We start from the raw sequence: 17,876 nt of genomic DNA, 5'->3' as shown, positions 1-17,876 counted from the left end.
CATCCAAATAAAGACGATCCAGCATAACATCTGAGATTTTCCCCTTGGCTGCTGCCATATCGAGGGCATTGGCTGCTAGAATCTCCTCACTAGCTGCTAATAAGTGATCAGCCATGGCTAGCAAGGCTTGGTTTTTCACTGCTTCACTAGCAGTATTGATTGATTTCTTAACAGCCTGTACCTGTTCAAATTGTTCTTGTGTCCTTACCATCGTTCACCTCTAAAATTCTGTAAAGAGCAGCTGGATTTCAGGAGTGATGGAAATCCAGTCATCACGGTGAATTAAGACTCCCTTAGCTTTTTGAGAACGGAGCATATCTTCTAGGGCTGAGACGCCAAATTGGACACGTCCCTTTCCAAGAGATTGACCTGTTTCTTTATCTGCTACTGTGACAATATCATGGTAAGAGAAGTTCCCTTCCACTTCTACCACACCTGATAAAAGGAGACTTTTTCCGTTTTTTGAAAGTGCTTCTGCAGCTCCACCATCTACCCAAATCGTTCCTTGACTTTGAGCATAAAAAGCCAACCATTGTTTCTGGGTACGAAGGCCTTTCTCTTGCGCAACAAAGAAGGAACCATCCTTGGTCTCGTCCGCCGCCTCAATCAGGGCATCTGATTTCAGGGACGAGCAGATATAGACTGGCACACCCGACTCCGTTGCGATCGTAGCCGCCTTAATCTTAGTCAACATCCCACCTGTACCATTAGACGAACCTGCTCCACCAGCCATATCAATAATCTCACGATTGATAGTCTCGATTTTCTCAAGACGTTTAGCTCTTGGATCTGAGTTGGGATTTCCAGTATAGAGACCGTCTACATCCGTCAAGAGAACCAAAAGGTCTGCTTGCACCATAGCCGCTACCTGAGCACTCAGAGTATCATTGTCCCCAACCTTGAGCTCATCAATAACGACACTGTCATTCTCGTTGATGATAGGAATGGCACCACGATGAAGCAATACAGACAAGGCCTGATGGGCGTTCTTATAACGACGTTTATCTACAAAATCATCCTGAGTCAGCAAGATTTGCGCAGAGACGATTTGGCGCATGAGGAGGTTGGTTGTGTATTCTTCTAGGAGCAATCCTTGTCCTACTGCAGCCGAAGCCTGCTTATCTGCAATCTTGGTCGGACGTTTTTTAAAGCCCAAAGCTCCAAACCCTGCCGCTACTGCACCAGATGAAACCAAAATCAACTCATGTCCAGCTTCATGCAACATAGCTAATTGTTGGGTAATTGCCTTTACTTTACTTCTTGATAAACTCCCGTCTTCATTTGTCAAGGACGAAGTCCCCACCTTAAAGACGATTCGTTTGTACTTCATATTCTCACTCCGATTCTTCATATTTATCCATTATAACATGAATGTTTTAAAATAGAAAAGACTTGAAATGAAAAAGGTTGAGACAACAATCTCAACTCTTTTATCTATTCTCAGTTTTACGCAACCTTTCCAGCGTTTCTTTAAAAATCTCTGGAATATCTGCTGTGAATTCCATGGTTTCACCTGTTCTCGGATGGGTAAAACCTAGAGTTTTAGCATGGAGGAATTGCCCATGTCCTTTCAAGGTTTTGCGTGGACCATAGACCTCGTCCCCAGCGACTGGATGACCGATATAAGCCATATGGACACGGATTTGGTGGGTACGCCCTGTTTCCAGTTGCAACTCTAACAAACTATAGTCTCCAAAGCGTTCCAAGACCTGAAAACGAGTCACAGCTGGCTTCCCTTTAGCAGTTACAGCCTGTTTCTTACGGTCTTTTTCGCTCCGACCAATCGGTGCTTCAATGACACCACGATCATTTGGCAGATTGCCATGAACAATCGCCCAGTATTTGCGTAGAGACTTTTTATCCTTGAGCTCTTGGGCAAGTGCCAAGTGGGCCTCATCATTCTTAGCAATCATGAGGAGACCTGACGTATCCTTGTCAATGCGGTGGACGATTCCTGGGCGGAGAACCCCATTGATTCCTGACAGGTCCTTGATATGGTACATGAGGGCATTAACCAAGGTTCCACTAGTATGACCGGCACTCGGATGAACCACCATCCCTTGAGGTTTGTTGACGACAGCCACATCCTCATCTTGGTAGATGATGTCTAGCGGAATATCCTCAGCCACATACTCTAAAACCTCTGGTTCTGGCACATGGTAGGTGACGATATCCCCCTCTCGGACAGTGTATTTTGCTTTCTTGACTTGACCATTAACCAAAACTTGTCCAGCCTTGATTTGTTCATTAGCGAGACTGCGTGACAATTCTGTCAGGTCCGACAGGGCCTTGTCTAAGCGGAGTCCGCCTCTTTCAATTTTTATTTCCATTTACTTCCTCTTTAAGCATTGCAATCAATAAAACAATGACACCAACTGTCAAATAGCTGTCAGCCACATTGAAAATCGCAAAGTTGATAAAGTCTAGGTGAAACATATCCACCACAAAACCTTGACTCATTCTGTCGATAAAGTTGCCCAGACCTCCCGCGATAATTAGAGTCAGTCCAAAAACCAACCAGAGAGAGTCCTCCATGTGTTTATGTAGATACCAAACGGCACCTGCCATGACGACCATTGTAATGACGGCAAATAACCACTGCTGGTCTTGCAGCATGGAGAAGGCTGCCCCTCGATTTTGCAGGTAGGTCAAGCTAACAAGATTGGGTATCCAAGACCGGACCTCTCCCAAAGGTATCTGTTGGACGACATAGGCTTTAACCCACTGATCCAACCCAATCAAAAGCAGTACAATGACTGCCACTATTCCTCTTTTTTTCATGATTTCCTCTTCTGATCAAAATATTCTTGCATAACCTCAACGAAGAGTGTCCCAGCTTGACTAAGCTCCACTTCTTCCCGTTTGACATAAACCATGCGGTTATCTAAATTATCCTTGAGGCGAATAACTGTAATGCCATTAACACTGTCACTATCCAAAAATCCAGACCCAGTCGCATAAGCATCCGTCCGCTCCAAAATACCATTCAAAGTAGCACGGTCGGTCACATTGAACATCTGGGAGCTAGCACTGGTATCGACAAAGTTCTCTGAATAGTAAAGATACTCGTCCTTTTCTTGAGTGAAACGAACTGTTGGTAAGTCAGCTAAATCCTCCATGACCAGTTCTTCTTTTTCCGCCAAAGGATGCCCTTCACGCAGATAAATGTGAGTCTGGAAAGAAATTAGTTCAATAACTTCTAAACCAAGCTTTTCAACCCGTTGCATGATGCCCTTTTGATTTTGATTGTTGAGGTAGATGATCCCAATCTCACTGTGACCCTGAGCTACTTCGTCTAAAATTTGAACTGTAGTAGACTCAAAAATACGGAAGTTTTTGTAGTCTGGATGGCGCTCTGAAAAAGCCGTAATCGTTGGTGGCAAGAAGTCATAGTGCTGGCTAGCAATAGAGAATTCATCTTTTTCTTCTTCAGGATTGGCATACTGATTTTGAAAAACATCAAATCCCTTGACCAATTCCTGCGCTTTTTCGTAAAATTCCATACCACGACGGGTCAAGAAAGTCCCCGAACTCGTCCGACGGAAAATCTTAAACCCCAACTCTTTTTCCAAATCGCGTACAGAAATTGACAGACTGGGCTGACTGACATACATCTTTTCAGCAGCTTCACGGAAAGTACCACTGTTGGCAATAGCCACAACATAGCGTAATTGTTGAATATTCATCTTCTACCCCCAACTTCTCTATCTGTTTATTATACCATAAATCAGAAGTTTTCCACAAAGGGAAAAGAATATCCATCATAAAATCCAACTATACAAGACTTAAAAAATATGGGTATCAGCGTGGGTACCAAAAACAAAAAAAACAGGCTCTCCGAAAACTCGGAAAGCCTTATTTAATGCTACTTCTAGCTTCCTCGCCTTTTCATTTCAAGGCTCGGGATAAAAAGGTTTACTGAACCTTTTTATTTTGCGATTGGGTAAACAGAAACCTGCTTTTTATCGCGTCCTTTACGTTCAAAGCGTACTACGCCTTCAACTTTAGCGAACAAAGTATCGTCTCCACCACGTCCAACGTTTACACCTGGATAGATGTGTGTACCACGTTGACGGTAAAGGATTGATCCACCTGTTACAGTTTGTCCGTCAGCTGCTTTAGCTCCAAGACGTTTCGCTTGTGAATCACGTCCGTTTGATGTAGAACCTCCACCCTTTTTGTGGGCGAAAAGTTGCAAGTTTGCAAGATTCATTTTTAACATTATGTTTTCCTCCGTGTTAGTTTTCTGTGATAACTCTGGTTTGGACGAACTCCGATGAGTCCTCCGATAATTTTGCCATACCTAAGAAAAATGATTCGAAGAATAACTGCGTCATTTCTCTCTGGTGTGACGGGATAGCCGTCGGTAGTTCAACCCTTAAAGAACCACCATCATCCTCGTTTAATTCTAGGATTGGTTCATAGCCTGCAAATTTCTCAATGGAATTGATAAAGTTAACGGCAAGCGTAGAAACCGATGCACACACGACATCAAAGCCGTATTCGCCTGTCTCGGCGTGTCCAGTAATTTCCGCACTCCTCAGCTCGCCATCTTCGGCTCTCTCAAAGACTGCCTGTATCATGTGTTCTCCTTAAAATTAAGCGTTGATTGCGTTGATGACAACTTTTGTATATGGTTGACGGTGACCTTGTTTACGGTGGCTACCTTTTTTAGGTTTGTACTTGTAAGTAACAACTTTCTTTTGTTTTCCTTGTTTTTCAACAGTTCCAACTACAGTAGCTCCAGCAACAAGTGGAGTTCCGACAACAGTGTTTTCACCACCAACAAGAACAACTTCGTTAAAAGTAACTTCTTGACCAGCTTCAACGTTCAATTTTTCAACGTAAACTGCTTGACCAACTTCAACTTTAACTTGTTTTCCGCCAGTTTTGATAATTGCGTATGTGCTCATTATGCACCTCCTATGATTTTTAGGGTTTCCCCGTGTTTTTGTGAAGACTCGCCTAGCATCGTGGGACGAACCACTTTATACTCACTATGTGAGCAACGATGTTCGTGCGGTTGCACAGGACTGTGCATAGTCAACTCTTCAAGTATAGCATATCTTCTTTTTTCTTACAAGCGAAATCAATCAAAATTAAGCTTTTTCTTTCCCTTTTTTCCTCCAAGAAGCAAAAAGCATACTAAGGTAAAAGATGCTCATCATCACTGGAACACCTAGAATCGTCTTTTCATGATAGAAAATCGTCAAGTAAGCTGAAAAGACAACTCCAAGAACAAAGCTGGTAAGTAGGCTAACGAAAATCAAGGCTTCGCGCAGGAAGGGCGTATGCTTGGTTCGGAAATAATCCCCAAAAGCCAACATGGTTCGTTTAATATTCCCAGTCATAAAGGCATTATTATAGGCGATACCCGACACTTCTCCAAAGGCTGTTGTCACCAAGCCCATACAAAAAGCTAAAGGTGGGACTAGGTAGATATTGTCAACTGACAAGGGAACAAAGCCAATGATTATGGATAAGACCGCGAGTGGAATCAAGGACAAAATCGGCTTTTTTACTATTCGGAGTTTTTCTTTATACAATGTCAGTAAAAAGACCCCCATCATAAAGGAAAGCAAGGTCATTACTTTAGCACTGGCGTCCGAGACATTCTGCTGAATGAGTCCTACAGAAAGAAAAACCACATTCCCGGTTTGACCTGCTACAAGTGTATTCCCTCGCACGATGAAAGTATAGGCATCGACATATCCTGCACAAAAGGTCAAAAAAAGCGCTAGTCTTTTAGACTGACGAGATATTTTTCTTATTGGTAATAATCTCATTTTCACTCCCATTTCAGTTTCATTTACTCATTTCAATATTGTACCACTTTCTTTGAGAAAAGCGTAGCCCATTTGAAAATTTTTACCATCTGTTGGATAGTCCTTCTTTTCTATGTTATAATGAAGGAAGGATTTAAAGTCGGAAAAGGAGTATCTATGCTTAAACTAGGTGTTATCGGAACAGGTGCTATCAGCCATCACTTCATAGAGGCAGCCCATGCCAGTGGACAATACCAGCTGGTCGCAGTCTACTCTAGAAAGTTAGAAACTGCCGCAACCTTTGCTTCTCGTTATCAAGATATCCAACTCTTTGATCAGTTAGAAGACTTCTTTAAGTCTTCCTTTGATGTAGTCTATATCGCTAGTCCAAACTCCTTGCATTTTGTTCAAGCCAAGGCTGCCTTGTCTGCTGGTAAGCACGTCATTCTTGAAAAGCCAGCTGTCACTCAGCCACAAGAGTGGCTGGATTTGAGACAGACAGCTGAGAAAAATCACTGTTTTATCTTTGAGGCAGCTCGTAATTACCACGAGGAAGCTTTTACTACTATCAAAAACTTTTTAGCAGACAAGCTAGTATTGGGAGCTGATTTCAACTATGCCAAGTATTCTTCCAAGATGCCTGACTTATTGGCTGGACAGACGCCAAATGTCTTTTCAGATCGTTTTGCTGGTGGAGCACTTATGGATTTGGGGATTTATCCTCTCTATGCTGCTATTCGCCTCTTTGGAAAGGCTCAGGACGCGACTTATCAGGCTCAACAGCTTGACAATAGCATTGACCTAAATGGAGACGGTATCCTCTTCTACCCTAACTTTCAAGTTCATATCAAGGCTGGGAAAAACATCACTTCCAATCTTCCTTGTGAGATTTACACAGCAGATGGAACCTTGACCCTTAACACGATTGAACATGTCCGCTCAGCTATTTTTACCGACCACCGAGGAAATCAAGTCCAACTCCCTATCCAACAGGCTCCTCATACGATGACTGAGGAAGTTGCAGCATTTGCACAGATGATCCAGCAACCAGACCAGACACTTTACCAGAACTGGCTGGATGATGCAGGCTCTGTTCATGATTTACTCTATACCATGCGCCAGACTGCTGGCATTAGATTTGAGGCAGAAAAATGAAAACCAAACTACCCACTGAATGGCAGGAATTGAGCGACCAACTCGGTTTCCAAGAATTTACCCCCATTCAAACTCAACTATTTGAGCCAATACTTGCTGGAGAAAACCTCCTAGGAGTAAGTCCGACAGGAACTGGTAAGACCCTAGCTTACCTCCTGCCAAGTCTTCTAAGGCTAAAAAAGAAAAAATCTCAGCAGCTCTTGATCCTAGCACCAAATACCGAACTGGCTGGACAGATTTTTGATGTATGTAAAACGTGGGCTGAAGCTATCAGCTTGACTACTCAGCTCTTCCTATCAGGCTCAAGTCAGAAACGCCAGATTGAACGCCTTAAAAAAGGACCAGAAATTCTGATTGGAACTCCTGGCCGTATAATTGAGTTAATTAAATTGAAAAAAATCAAGATGATGAATGTGGAAACCATCATTCTGGATGAATTCGACCAATTGCTCGATGATTCTCAGATTCACTTTGTTGAGAAAATTACCCACTACGCACCTCGTGACCACCAACTCATCTACATGAGTGCGACGACCAAGTTTGACCAAGAAAAAATTGCTCCAAACACACGCACCATTGATCTTTCTGACCAAAAGTTGGACAACATCCAACATTTCTACATGCAGGTGGACCAACGCCATCGTGTGGATATGCTACGAAAGCTGGCTCATGTTGAGGATTTCCGTGGTCTGGTCTTCTTTAACAGCTTGTCAGATCTAGGAAGTGCAGAAGAAAAGCTACAGTATCGAGATGTCTTGGCTGTTTCCCTCGCTAGCGATGTCAATGTCAAGTTTAGAAAAGTTATCTTGGAAAAGTTTAAAGACAAGCAACTAACCCTGCTCCTTGCAACTGACCTTCTGGCACGTGGGATTGATATTGATAGTCTAGAATGTGTCGTAAACTTTGATATTCCTAGAGACATCGAAACTTACACTCACCGCGCTGGCCGTACAGGTCGCATGGGCAAAGAGGGCTATGTGATTACTCTCGTAACCCATCCTGAAGAGCTTAAAAAACTCAAGAAGTTTGCTACAGTTCGAGAAATTGTCCTAAAAAACCAAGAACTCTATATCAAATAAGGTTGGCATTCGCCAACCTTTTTCTTATCCCCAAGTAATTTCTAATTGATAGCTGGCAAAAGGATGTCCCTCTTGGTTTTGCAGTTGATAGGCGAGCTCAATCTTTTGCCCATCCAGTTCATAGTAATTCGTTTTAATGATAAACTCCTGCATCCCCATTGGAGTCGGAATATAGGCTAAGCTATCACTATCCTTGAGAAAACGCATGATGGTCTTGGGACTCGAAAAACGGGTCATCACTAGTTCTTGACCATGGAATTTAATGACCACTTTTTCCTTTTCCTCATTGTAGAAAAGCAGATAGCTATAATCGCCCTTTTCACGCACTTCCACGTCATAGAGTTGGTCGATGACTTCCAACTGTTCATCAAACTGAATCGTATTTCGCATCCGAATCTTCACATCAAATCCTCTTTCTTGTCTCTTGTCCTACTATTTTACCAAAAAGAGCAGGATTTTGCTATAATGGTCATATGAACGAAAAAGTATTCCGTGACCCAGTTCACAACTACATCCATGTCAATAATCAGGTCATATACGACTTGATCAATACAAAAGAATTTCAACGTCTGCGTCGTATCAAACAGCTAGGGACTTCCAGCTATACTTTCCATGGTGGGGAGCACAGTCGCTTCTCCCATTGTCTTGGAGTCTATGAGATTGCACGACGTATCACGGAGATTTTTGAAGAAAAACATCCTGAAGAATGGGATCTTGCTGAGTCTCTCTTGACCATGACCGCTGCACTTTTACACGACCTTGGTCATGGTGCCTACTCCCATACTTTTGAAAATCTCTTTGATACAGATCACGAAGCCATTACTCAGGAAATCATCCAAAGTCCTGAGACAGAGATTCACCAAGTTCTGCTACAAGTAGCACCAGATTTCCCAGAAAAGGTAGCCAGTGTCATCGACCATACCTATCCTAACAAGCAGGTCGTGCAGCTCATTTCTAGCCAAATTGATGCGGACCGTATGGACTATCTCTTGCGCGACTCCTATTTTACAGGAGCATCTTATGGGGAATTTGACCTGACTCGAATCCTCCGAGTCATCCGTCCTATCGAAAATGGTATCGCCTTTCAGCGCAATGGCATGCATGCCATCGAAGACTATGTTCTCAGTCGCTACCAGATGTATATGCAGGTTTATTTCCACCCAGCAACACGGGCTATGGAAGTTCTCCTACAGAATCTTCTCAAACGCGCTAAGGAACTCTATCCTGAAGACAAGGACTTCTTTTCACGAACTACTCCACACCTTCTTCCTTTCTTTGAAAAAAATGTGACCTTGTCTGATTATCTGGCTCTGGATGATGGTGTGATGAATACCTACTTCCAGCTCTGGATGACCAGTCCTGACAAGATTCTCGCAGACCTGTCGCAACGCTTTGTCAACCGTAAGGTCTTTAAATCCATTACTTTTTCAGAAAAAGACCAAGACCAACTCGCAACCATGAGAAAATTGGTTGAGGAGATTGGCTTTGATCCCGACTACTACACAGCTATCCATAAGAACTTTGACCTCCCTTATGATATCTATCGTCCCGAATCTGAAAATCCACGGACACAGATTGAAATTTTACAAAAAAATGGAGAACTGGCGGAACTCTCTAGCCTGTCTCCTATCGTCCAATCCCTTGCTGGCAGCCGCCACGGAGATAATCGTTTCTATTTCCCAAAAGAAATGTTAGATCAAAATAGCATCTTCGCAAGTATCACTCAGCAATTTTTACACTTGATTGAGAACGATCATTTTACCCCAAATAAGAACGAATAGAGGAAATATATGAGTATTAAACTAATCGCCGTCGATATCGATGGTACCCTGGTTAACAGTAAAAAGAAAATCACTCCGGAAGTCTTTTCTGCCATCCAAGACGCCAAACAAGCTGGTGTCAAAATCGTGATTGCAACGGGTCGACCTATCGCAGGTGTTGCCAAACTTCTGGACGACTTGCAGTTAAGAGACGAGGGTGACTATGTAGTGACCTTCAATGGTGCCCTTGTCCAAGAAACTGCTACTGGCCACGAGATTATCAGCGAATCCTTGACCTATGAGGATTATCTAGATATGGAATTCCTCAGTCGCAAGCTCGGTGTTCACATGCACGCTATTACTAAGGACGGTATCTACACAGCCAATCGTAATATCGGAAAATACACGGTGCACGAATCAACCCTCGTCAGCATGCCCATCTTCTACCGTACTCCTGAAGAAATGGCTGACAAGGAAATCGTCAAATGTATGTTTATCGATGAACCAGAGATTCTCGATGCTGCGATTGAAAAGATTCCAGCAGAATTTTACGAACGCTACTCTATCAACAAATCTGCTCCTTTCTACCTCGAACTCCTTAAAAAGAATGTAGACAAGGGTTCAGCCATCACTCACCTAGCTGAAAAACTCGGATTGACCAAAGATGAAACCATGGCGATCGGGGACGAAGAAAATGACCGTGCCATGCTGGAAGTTGTCGGTAACTCCGTTGTTATGGAAAATGGAAATCCAGAACTCAAAAAAATCGCCAAATACATCACCAAAACAAATGACGAATCTGGCGTAGCCCATGCTATCCGTACGTGGGTATTGTAAAATGCTTAAGTATAGAAAATAAACGACACCCCAAAAGGTAGAGATGACACTCTAACTTCCGGGGTGCTCTTTTTGAATATTGAATTCGTCACAAACGAGTTACCTTTAGAAACTAGCAAAACAAATCACTCTTCCTCCTCAAACATCAGAGCATCTAATTCTTCTCTCTCAGTAGCAATCTCTTCAAAGGTGGAAATAATATTATTTAGTATTTCTAAACTGATAATACCGGTCGAATCTCTTATCGTAACCATAGTCCCGATTGCAGTTAACTGACCGATTAATTCTCTAACCTTTTTTAATTCATCCAGATCGAGAATATCCACTTCCATGACCGTATCATGATTGTTTATTCTGGTTTGAATCAGAAAAAAAGGCAAGGATGAATAATTTCTTAACAACTTATAGGTCCCTGACTTGTCGCCTATAGAATCAATACAAATAGCTAGCATCGTTTCGTCTCCTTTATTCTCTGATTGCTACTCAATGACATTATATCATACTGGAAAGCTAATCTATAAGAAATTAAAAAGAGAGTTTCCGCTCCGATTGCTGATCCTGGATCCAATTAAGCCAGTTGTACAGTTACTTAAATCTTGAGAGTACAAAAACAGAGTCCGCGCATAACAGCCATAGATTTACGTTGTACAGTTACTTAAATCTTGAGAGTACAAAAACTAACATAATTCTTAGCTCTTTTAGCACCATGTTGTACAGTTACTTAAATCTTGAGAGTACAAAAACCATTGCACGTCCAAGAACCAATCTCTTTGCGTTGTACAGTTACTTAAATCTTGAGAGTACAAAAACATCTGCAAGTGCAGATGAAGATATGCTGAAGTTGTACAGTTACTTAAATCTTGAGAGTACAAAAACGATTGCGGTTTTTCTTTTTTCTAAGTCAGAGTTGTACAGTTACTTAAATCTTGAGAGTACAAAAACAGTTGGCACAAAGTACGCTGTTTCAGCTGGTTGTACAGTTACTTAAATCTTGAGAGTACAAAAACCCACGTCTTTAACAACTTCCATACGTGAATGTTGTACAGTTACTTAAATCTTGAGAGTACAAAAACTGAGATTGCCTTTTTCTTCCTTCTGAACCTGTTGTACAGTTACTTAAATCTTGAGAGTACAAAAACAATACGACATTAGGAATGATCAATGGAATTGTTGTACAGTTACTTAAATCTTGAGAGTACAAAAACCACCTGCCAAACTTACCTCTACAGTATCAGGTTGTACAGTTACTTAAATCTTGAGAGTACAAAAACTATTATAGATACATGCTTTGCTAAAATCGAGTTGTACAGTTACTTAAATCTTGAGAGTACAAAAACAGCTTACCTACCGACTGTCATGTATTTCACGTTGTACAGTTACTTAAATCTTGAGAGTACAAAAACAAATAATAATTAAAGGAGTAAAAAAATGAAGTTGTACAGTTACTTAAATCTTGAGAGTACAAAAACTACCTAATTGTTGTGCCGCGCCCAGACCTAGTTGTACAGTTACTTAAATCTTGAGAGTACAAAAACTATTAGAAAGGTCAATGTTTTGTTTTAACAGTTGTACAGTTACTTAAATCTTGAGAGTACAAAAACGGTCAGTATAAGCAACCTCTGCAAGAGATTGTTGTACAGTTACTTAAATCTTGAGAGTACAAAAACAAAATGGTGATGAGTATTACACTCACTCAGTTGTACAGTTACTTAAATCTTGAGAGTACAAAAACAAATCATTTAGCACCAAGACGATTGCCATTGTTGTACAGTTACTTAAATCTTGAGAGTACAAAAACCCACCTGGAATGCTACAACTCCATTCACAAGTTGTACAGTTACTTAAATCTTGAGAGTACAAAAACAAAGCTCTATGAAGAAGTTGCTGCTGCTGCGTTGTACAGTTACTTAAATCTTGAGAGTACAAAAACCTACATGACATCACTCCACCTCCTCAACTTGTTGTACAGTTACTTAAATCTTGAGAGTACAAAAACAAGAGATGGGAGTGTTGTAAATGGAACGAAGTTGTACAGTTACTTAAATCTTGAGAGTACAAAAACTTATAAAGACCTCTGGATAGTTTGTCAACGGTTGTACAGTTACTTAAATCTTGAGAGTACAAAAACTAGCTACCAAATACGGTTTGATTGCTAAAGGTTGTACAGTTACTTAAATCTTGAGAGTACAAAAACGGATTGATGAAACGTGATCAGAAAGAAAGAGTTGTACAGTTACTTAAATCTTGAGAGTACAAAAACTACCATCAAAGCCTTAGCCTGTTTAATCAAGTTGTACAGTTACTTAAATCTTGAGAGTACAAAAACTAGAAAGGAGGTTAGAATTTGAAAAAAGTTGTTGTACAGTTACTTAAATCTTGAGAGTACAAAAACGAGCTGAGAAATGGCTTAAAAGGGGTTATAGTTGTACAGTTACTTAAATCTTGAGAGTACAAAAACAGGCGCTTTGTCTTATGATTTGTATCATCGGTTGTACAGTTACTTAAATCTTGAGAGTACAAAAACCCCAAAACTCATCGTTACAGGACACAAACAGTTGTACAGTTACTTAAATCTTGAGAGTACAAAAACTAGGAATTTAAAATCCTGAATACAACTTAAGTTGTACAGTTACTTAAATCTTGAGAGTACAAAAACCGGTTGAGATGTCAACTTTGTTATATTTTAGTTGTACAGTTACTTAAATCTTGAGAGTACAAAAACAATGGAAGACAACCCTAGCCTCACTGATGAGTTGTACAGTTACTTAAATCTTGAGAGTACAAAAACTTGACTCCTTAGCGACAAGGCCAGTCACTGTTGTACAGTTACTTAAATCTTGAGAGTACAAAAACTGCTGGATAAACTACACGATGAAAAACTCAGTTGTACAGTTACTTAAATCTTGAGAGTACAAAAACTATAGCTGCCATTCCCGCTGTCAAACAATGTTGTACAGTTACTTAAATCTTGAGAGTACAAAAACCAATCCTAGAAACAATAAAACGACTTTTTCGTTGTACAGTTACTTAAATCTTGAGAGTACAAAAACCTCAAATTCGTCAATTTTGATTTTTGTTCCCTCAAAAGTATTATAAAGCCTTAAATCTCACTCGTCAATACTATTCTTTCAAATATTTCAATAACATTGGATTGACCGCTTCAATACGGAATTTTGTTTTCATTTCATACTGATACAATTTGTTTAAAATCTTTAATGCTACTTGATCTTCTACAGATAAACTCATATGAAGAATGTCAGAACTAAATAAATAGGGGCCAACCTTTCTTAAAGAAGTTAAAAAGTCTTGTTCATCAGGTATTTGATTTATTGGATATTGATTGATAAAACGACCATACATAAAATCTAACGAATAAAAATGGTCAACATAATCGGAAACAATATTGATTTCCTCTAAAACTTCTTTTGTGACATGAAGATAGCCTTCATTGGAAGGAAATAAAACAATATATAATGAATCGCTATGATTAGTCAGAAACTCCATTTTTTTGCAACACTTAACAAACTCATTATAGGATAGATAGTCATCCATATTTCGTAGCACAAGCAAGAACTTTTTATCACTGTTCATCACCATAGCTTCTACCATCGAAAGAAAAAATAAAAACTTTTTCTTATTGTCTACAAACTCAAATGAAATATTTTTATCTTTTTGTCCAAAATATGGCGAAAAACTCTTTTGAATCAATTGATCTGTATTAAAATATTTTGCTTCGCTATGATAAATAATATCATCTATCTGAAGATTCAACTTTTGATTCAATAATAATGAAATCCTATCCAAGTTATCATTGATATTTTCAATTTGCTCCATTATCTCTATAGAAGTAATCTTTTTCTTTATATAATCATAAGCTACTGTCCCTTTTTTATATTCCATTTGTTCAATCAAATCATTGATATTGGATATTTGAATGACACTAAATTCCGAACGAGAAACAATTGTATCATCTATTAGCACTCTAGGTTCATTTTGTTCAAATAGAACTAAATCTTCCTCACTATATTTTTTACCTCCAAAATACCATAGTAGTATTTGCCAAATATAGTACTTTAGTTGCTGATCTTGACCTACAACTTGAGTAAACTGTCCAAAGTTTAATGAAATGTTTTCCTTGTAAGGATGACTTATGTTTATTTTCATATCACTACCAACTTATTATTGCTGACTACTTCTTCTTGTTTTGTTTTCCCACCAATAATCAAAACCATTTCAGAAAATTGTTTTTCTGTTACTGCTAGCAAACGAACATTCCCACTTGGTAAATTACTCTGACTTAATTTTTTATAGAATTTATTAGCGAAACTTCGATTAGGACAAGTTCTATAATAAACAGAAAACTGCAACATTTCAAAACCATTAGCAATTAAGTCTTTGCGAAAGTTACGATAGACTCTCTTTTCTTGATTGGTTTCCATCGGTAAATCAAAAAAACACAATAATCTCAATGCTTCATACCTCATTTCCTTAACTCCATTCTATACTTGAAACCACAGGACAGTAAAATTTGCTAGTATCCTTATCAGAGATACATTTTAGAAAACCTTTAACATATTTATCCATCGCTACTGTTACAGAACATGTTTCTTTACCGTAACGAATCCTTGCATTTAGTGTATCTGTTAGCGCCAAGCGAAACTCGTACTTCAAATACTCTTCATCTCGTAAATTTTGATAGACCCAAACATCGACAATCTGCCGAAAAGGTTCCATTAGGTCATCAACCAAGTTAAATTGATTATATTCATTCTTATGAAAAATTCCTATTAAGGGATTTAACCCATACCCAGAAATAATACGTGCCATCTGAGCTCTCATAATCGCATAACCATAATTTAGACCAGCATTGATGACATCCGTTTCCTGTTGTGTAAGACGTACGAATTTTTTTCCAAAGAGTTCGTTAAAATAGACTTTTGCAGCATGGCCTTCACGATTGGTTTTATCTCCATATTCAATATGATCTTTATAGTCTGCTAATAATTGAATGCAATCAATATTCTTTTCAAACATTGCAAGAACATCTTGCTGATTGTTTATTTTGAAATAGGTTACTATTTGCCATAATTTATCTTTTTGCTTCTGCGTCCACAATAATTGCTCCTGTAATTTTTTATAGGCTCTGAAATGGCCATTTTGAGAATGATAAATTCCAGTAGGCAAGTGTTCATTATCACAGACAATTAAGGCAATATTATACTTACTTAAAGCACTTAATAATCTTAAAGTTACGACAGTCTCCCCTCCTTCTGCTACAATTATCGAAATATCACTCAGTGGGATAACATAGTCTTGACCCATTTTCTTAATTAAAAGGTTATCCAACTTTAATTGCATTTTTTCACTCTGACAGACATGCACAATTCTCCAAGTCATCGTATTTTCCTCTTTCACAAAACGAAAACACCCCGCCATAAATGACAGGGTGTTGAATTCGGCATGAAGCCTTATCTTTGTAGCTTCTGCAAGATTTAAGTAACTGTGTAAGGCGTCCCTTACAATTACTATTATAATACATTGTAAAAGCCTTTGCAACTCTTTTTAAAATTATTTTTTAAAATTGAGTTTTGGCTCGTCACCCTCTTTTTTGATGAAATGTTTATTACCTAAAACATCTGTTTTGACTTTGTAAATAGAAAGATTTTCTATCTGCATATTTTTTTGTAATTGATTAGAGGAAGGTGGCACCTTTCCTAACACCTCCAGTTCTTCACCTTTCTCAAATCTTGCTTTTTCATAAGGTTTCAATTCTATTTTATGTTTTTCAAAACTTTTTGGATTATCTTTCCCAGTACGAGACCAAAATCTAAAAATTTGTTGAGAATTCGTTTCAGTATCTTTGATTAAAATTAAATCATTTTTATATAGAGTAAACTTAAATTCAGAATTTTTACCAATTCCCTCTTTCTCTCTTAATTCATTATACGTCTCTGTAGAAATACCATAAGCACCACCTTCTTCAAAACACAAATCTGCATACTTTAATCCCATAAACTCATATTTTTTAGTTTCCGAATTGTAGTAAACATCTGTTCTCCAAGGATTTAAAGATAACAAAGCTACAGTATTTCGACTCCCATCAGGAGTTATATTTTTGTGTTTACCTAATAAAATATCGTAATATTTCAGACTTTTAATTTCTGGACCATTGCCTTTTTTACTGTACTTACGAATAGGTCCATTTTCTTGTCTATATTTCTCAAATGGATTAAAATCGACTAATTTTCCAGTTTTATCGTATTCTTTAAATGGTCGATATTGTTCCATTATCTTCTCGATTACTTCATCCCAAGTTTTTCTATCTTTCTGAAACATTAAAAATTGGGATTTATCCTTATTGTATAAATCTAAAAACTTATAGAACCCAGTTTTAGAAGGGGTTTTAGTCCCTAAAGAATAGATATCTTTAATTTTTCCCAAAGTATAAGTGTATTCTTTTTTCTCTTTATCCAATTTTGCTTTTCTTGTAGCATAAATCGTAGCATCTGAAATTTTTCTATTATATTTTGAATCCACTTGATAAGAAAATAGAATACTATCCTCAAATGTCTTGCTACGCAATGTATCAACAAAATGGTCATAAGGAGCTTTAAACACTAACTCTTTGTATTCATCATCACTTAATGAAATAATTTCTCCAGTTTCTGAATCAACAAACTGTCCTTCTTTATAAGAAATCAGAGGGTTATTCTGTTTTTTCCATAATCTTAATTGACTTGAAGCAGCAATAATTAAAGCATCCACGGCATGATGGTAGTAAGTATCACGAGATTTTTCAAGTCCCCACTTTCTTCTTAGCTGAGAGGTAAATTGTCCACGTACCACTGAAATAGTTGTATCGAATTTATGAGCTTTATAAAAATCTTGTAGAGCATTTAAAACAACGCGAGAGGAATATCGAGTATCAACCAAATTTCGTTCGATGAATTTCTGCTTCACTTCAATTTTACTAATATCTTCTTCCGTTAAAAGGTAATCTTTCTTTTTATTACCTAATAATTTAGAATCTTTTACATAAGATTTAAACTCGCGGTAGGACCAAGCATCATCCATACTGTCTAATGCCTGAAACGGTGTTCGCTGCCCCTTCTCCTGATTTGCTGTAGCTAGAACCAATACTTTATTAGATAGACTATCATCAAACGATAACGACAGAGGTAAAATATGGTCAATCTCGTACTTATACTGATTATGAATTAAATCTGAAATTGGAATATTCTTCCCAGTATAGAGACACTTCTCTCCCTGCTGGTGCCATA

Annotated in this window: 18 protein-coding genes, 1 pseudogene, 1 CRISPR repeat array and 1 other annotated feature; of the genes and pseudogenes, 4 read left to right on the top strand and 15 right to left on the bottom strand. The window is 38.7% G+C overall.

Features of this window, described 5'->3' with window-relative positions:
• The 9 genes and pseudogenes from SORDD24_RS11715 to SORDD24_RS06885 all read right to left on the bottom strand — a co-directional run.
• A pseudogene (locus tag SORDD24_RS11715) lies at positions 1 to 211 on the bottom strand (gamma-glutamyl-phosphate reductase); the annotation flags it as partial.
• A 9-nt stretch (positions 212 to 220) separates the two neighbouring features.
• Complete coding sequence (gene proB, locus SORDD24_RS06920) at positions 221 to 1,330, bottom strand: glutamate 5-kinase (protein ID WP_061408990.1); 1,110 nt, start codon at positions 1,328 to 1,330, stop codon at positions 221 to 223.
• 100 nt (positions 1,331 to 1,430) lie between these two features.
• Positions 1,431 to 2,330, bottom strand: coding sequence for an RluA family pseudouridine synthase (locus SORDD24_RS06915; protein ID WP_061408988.1), 900 nt, complete (start codon positions 2,328 to 2,330; stop codon positions 1,431 to 1,433).
• Positions 2,314 to 2,781, bottom strand: coding sequence for a signal peptidase II (gene lspA, locus SORDD24_RS06910; protein WP_061408985.1), 468 nt, complete (start codon positions 2,779 to 2,781; stop codon positions 2,314 to 2,316). Before lspA ends, SORDD24_RS06915 begins: the two co-directional genes overlap by 17 nt.
• Positions 2,778 to 3,686, bottom strand: coding sequence for a LysR family transcriptional regulator (locus tag SORDD24_RS06905; protein ID WP_061408982.1), 909 nt, complete (start codon positions 3,684 to 3,686; stop codon positions 2,778 to 2,780). The genes lspA and SORDD24_RS06905 overlap by 4 nt, the downstream gene beginning before the upstream one ends.
• Before the next feature lie 242 nt (positions 3,687 to 3,928).
• A complete protein-coding gene (rpmA, locus tag SORDD24_RS06900) occupies positions 3,929 to 4,222 on the bottom strand; it encodes a 50S ribosomal protein L27 (protein ID WP_003032879.1) in 294 nt (97 codons plus the stop codon).
• A 16-nt stretch (positions 4,223 to 4,238) separates the two neighbouring features.
• The gene (locus SORDD24_RS06895; protein ID WP_061408979.1) at positions 4,239 to 4,583 is read right to left on the bottom strand and encodes a ribosomal-processing cysteine protease Prp; all 345 of its coding nucleotides are present in this window, start codon (positions 4,581 to 4,583) and stop codon (positions 4,239 to 4,241) included.
• A gap of 15 nt (positions 4,584 to 4,598) precedes the next feature.
• Complete coding sequence (gene rplU, locus SORDD24_RS06890; protein ID WP_000109141.1) at positions 4,599 to 4,913, bottom strand: 50S ribosomal protein L21; 315 nt, start codon at positions 4,911 to 4,913, stop codon at positions 4,599 to 4,601.
• A 34-nt stretch (positions 4,914 to 4,947) separates the two neighbouring features.
• Positions 4,948 to 5,035, bottom strand: a sequence feature (ribosomal protein L21 leader region).
• Between the two features lie 64 nt (positions 5,036 to 5,099).
• Positions 5,100 to 5,786 (bottom strand): YoaK family protein, encoded by a 687-nt coding sequence (locus tag SORDD24_RS06885; protein ID WP_061409538.1) that lies wholly within the window; start codon positions 5,784 to 5,786, stop codon positions 5,100 to 5,102.
• 156 nt (positions 5,787 to 5,942) lie between these two features.
• On the opposite strand from SORDD24_RS06885, the gene SORDD24_RS06880 reads away from it, so the two are divergent.
• Both SORDD24_RS06880 and SORDD24_RS06875 read left to right on the top strand, forming a co-directional pair.
• Positions 5,943 to 6,920, top strand: a complete 978-nt coding sequence (locus tag SORDD24_RS06880; protein WP_061408976.1) for a Gfo/Idh/MocA family protein — start codon at positions 5,943 to 5,945, stop codon at positions 6,918 to 6,920.
• Positions 6,917 to 7,999 (top strand): DEAD/DEAH box helicase, encoded by a 1,083-nt coding sequence (locus tag SORDD24_RS06875; RefSeq protein ID WP_061408973.1) that lies wholly within the window; start codon positions 6,917 to 6,919, stop codon positions 7,997 to 7,999. The genes SORDD24_RS06880 and SORDD24_RS06875 overlap by 4 nt, the downstream gene beginning before the upstream one ends.
• 24 nt (positions 8,000 to 8,023) lie before the next feature.
• Here SORDD24_RS06875 and SORDD24_RS06870 read toward each other — a convergent pair whose 3' ends face one another.
• Complete coding sequence (locus SORDD24_RS06870; protein ID WP_081103536.1) at positions 8,024 to 8,401, bottom strand: YwiB family protein; 378 nt, start codon at positions 8,399 to 8,401, stop codon at positions 8,024 to 8,026.
• A gap of 71 nt (positions 8,402 to 8,472) precedes the next feature.
• Between SORDD24_RS06870 and SORDD24_RS06865 the strand changes: the two genes are divergently transcribed.
• Both SORDD24_RS06865 and yidA read left to right on the top strand, forming a co-directional pair.
• A complete protein-coding gene (locus SORDD24_RS06865; RefSeq protein WP_061408967.1) occupies positions 8,473 to 9,780 on the top strand; it encodes an HD domain-containing protein in 1,308 nt (435 codons plus the stop codon).
• 9 nt (positions 9,781 to 9,789) lie between these two features.
• Positions 9,790 to 10,596, top strand: coding sequence for a sugar-phosphatase (yidA, locus tag SORDD24_RS06860; protein ID WP_061408964.1), 807 nt, complete (start codon positions 9,790 to 9,792; stop codon positions 10,594 to 10,596).
• Between the two features lie 125 nt (positions 10,597 to 10,721).
• Here the strand turns inward: yidA and SORDD24_RS06855 are convergent, their stop codons facing one another.
• The 5 genes from SORDD24_RS06855 to cas9 all read right to left on the bottom strand — a co-directional run.
• Complete coding sequence (locus tag SORDD24_RS06855; protein WP_061408961.1) at positions 10,722 to 11,048, bottom strand: hypothetical protein; 327 nt, start codon at positions 11,046 to 11,048, stop codon at positions 10,722 to 10,724.
• A gap of 124 nt (positions 11,049 to 11,172) precedes the next feature.
• Positions 11,173 to 13,646: direct repeats of the CRISPR family, unit length 36 nt; unit sequence GTTGTACAGTTACTTAAATCTTGAGAGTACAAAAAC.
• Between the two features lie 70 nt (positions 13,647 to 13,716).
• Complete coding sequence (gene csn2-St / locus SORDD24_RS06850; protein ID WP_061408958.1) at positions 13,717 to 14,760, bottom strand: CRISPR-associated protein Csn2-St; 1,044 nt, start codon at positions 14,758 to 14,760, stop codon at positions 13,717 to 13,719.
• Entirely contained in the window at positions 14,757 to 15,080 is a 324-nt protein-coding gene (gene cas2 / locus SORDD24_RS06845; RefSeq protein ID WP_061408955.1) for a CRISPR-associated endonuclease Cas2, read from the bottom strand. Before cas2 ends, csn2-St begins: the two co-directional genes overlap by 4 nt.
• A gap of 4 nt (positions 15,081 to 15,084) precedes the next feature.
• Entirely contained in the window at positions 15,085 to 15,993 is a 909-nt protein-coding gene (gene cas1 / locus SORDD24_RS06840; protein ID WP_061408953.1) for a type II CRISPR-associated endonuclease Cas1, read from the bottom strand.
• A 171-nt stretch (positions 15,994 to 16,164) separates the two neighbouring features.
• Positions 16,165 to 17,876 (bottom strand): type II CRISPR RNA-guided endonuclease Cas9 (cas9, locus tag SORDD24_RS06835; protein ID WP_081103535.1); only part of this gene is annotated, 1,712 nt, incomplete at its 5' end.

It is taken from the genome of Streptococcus oralis (genome assembly GCF_001579175.1).
Taxonomy (GTDB): Bacteria; Bacillota; Bacilli; order Lactobacillales; family Streptococcaceae; genus Streptococcus; species Streptococcus oralis_O.
The sequence above is the reverse complement of the archived record's forward strand: the minus strand, read 5'-3'. Positions and strand labels throughout refer to the sequence as shown.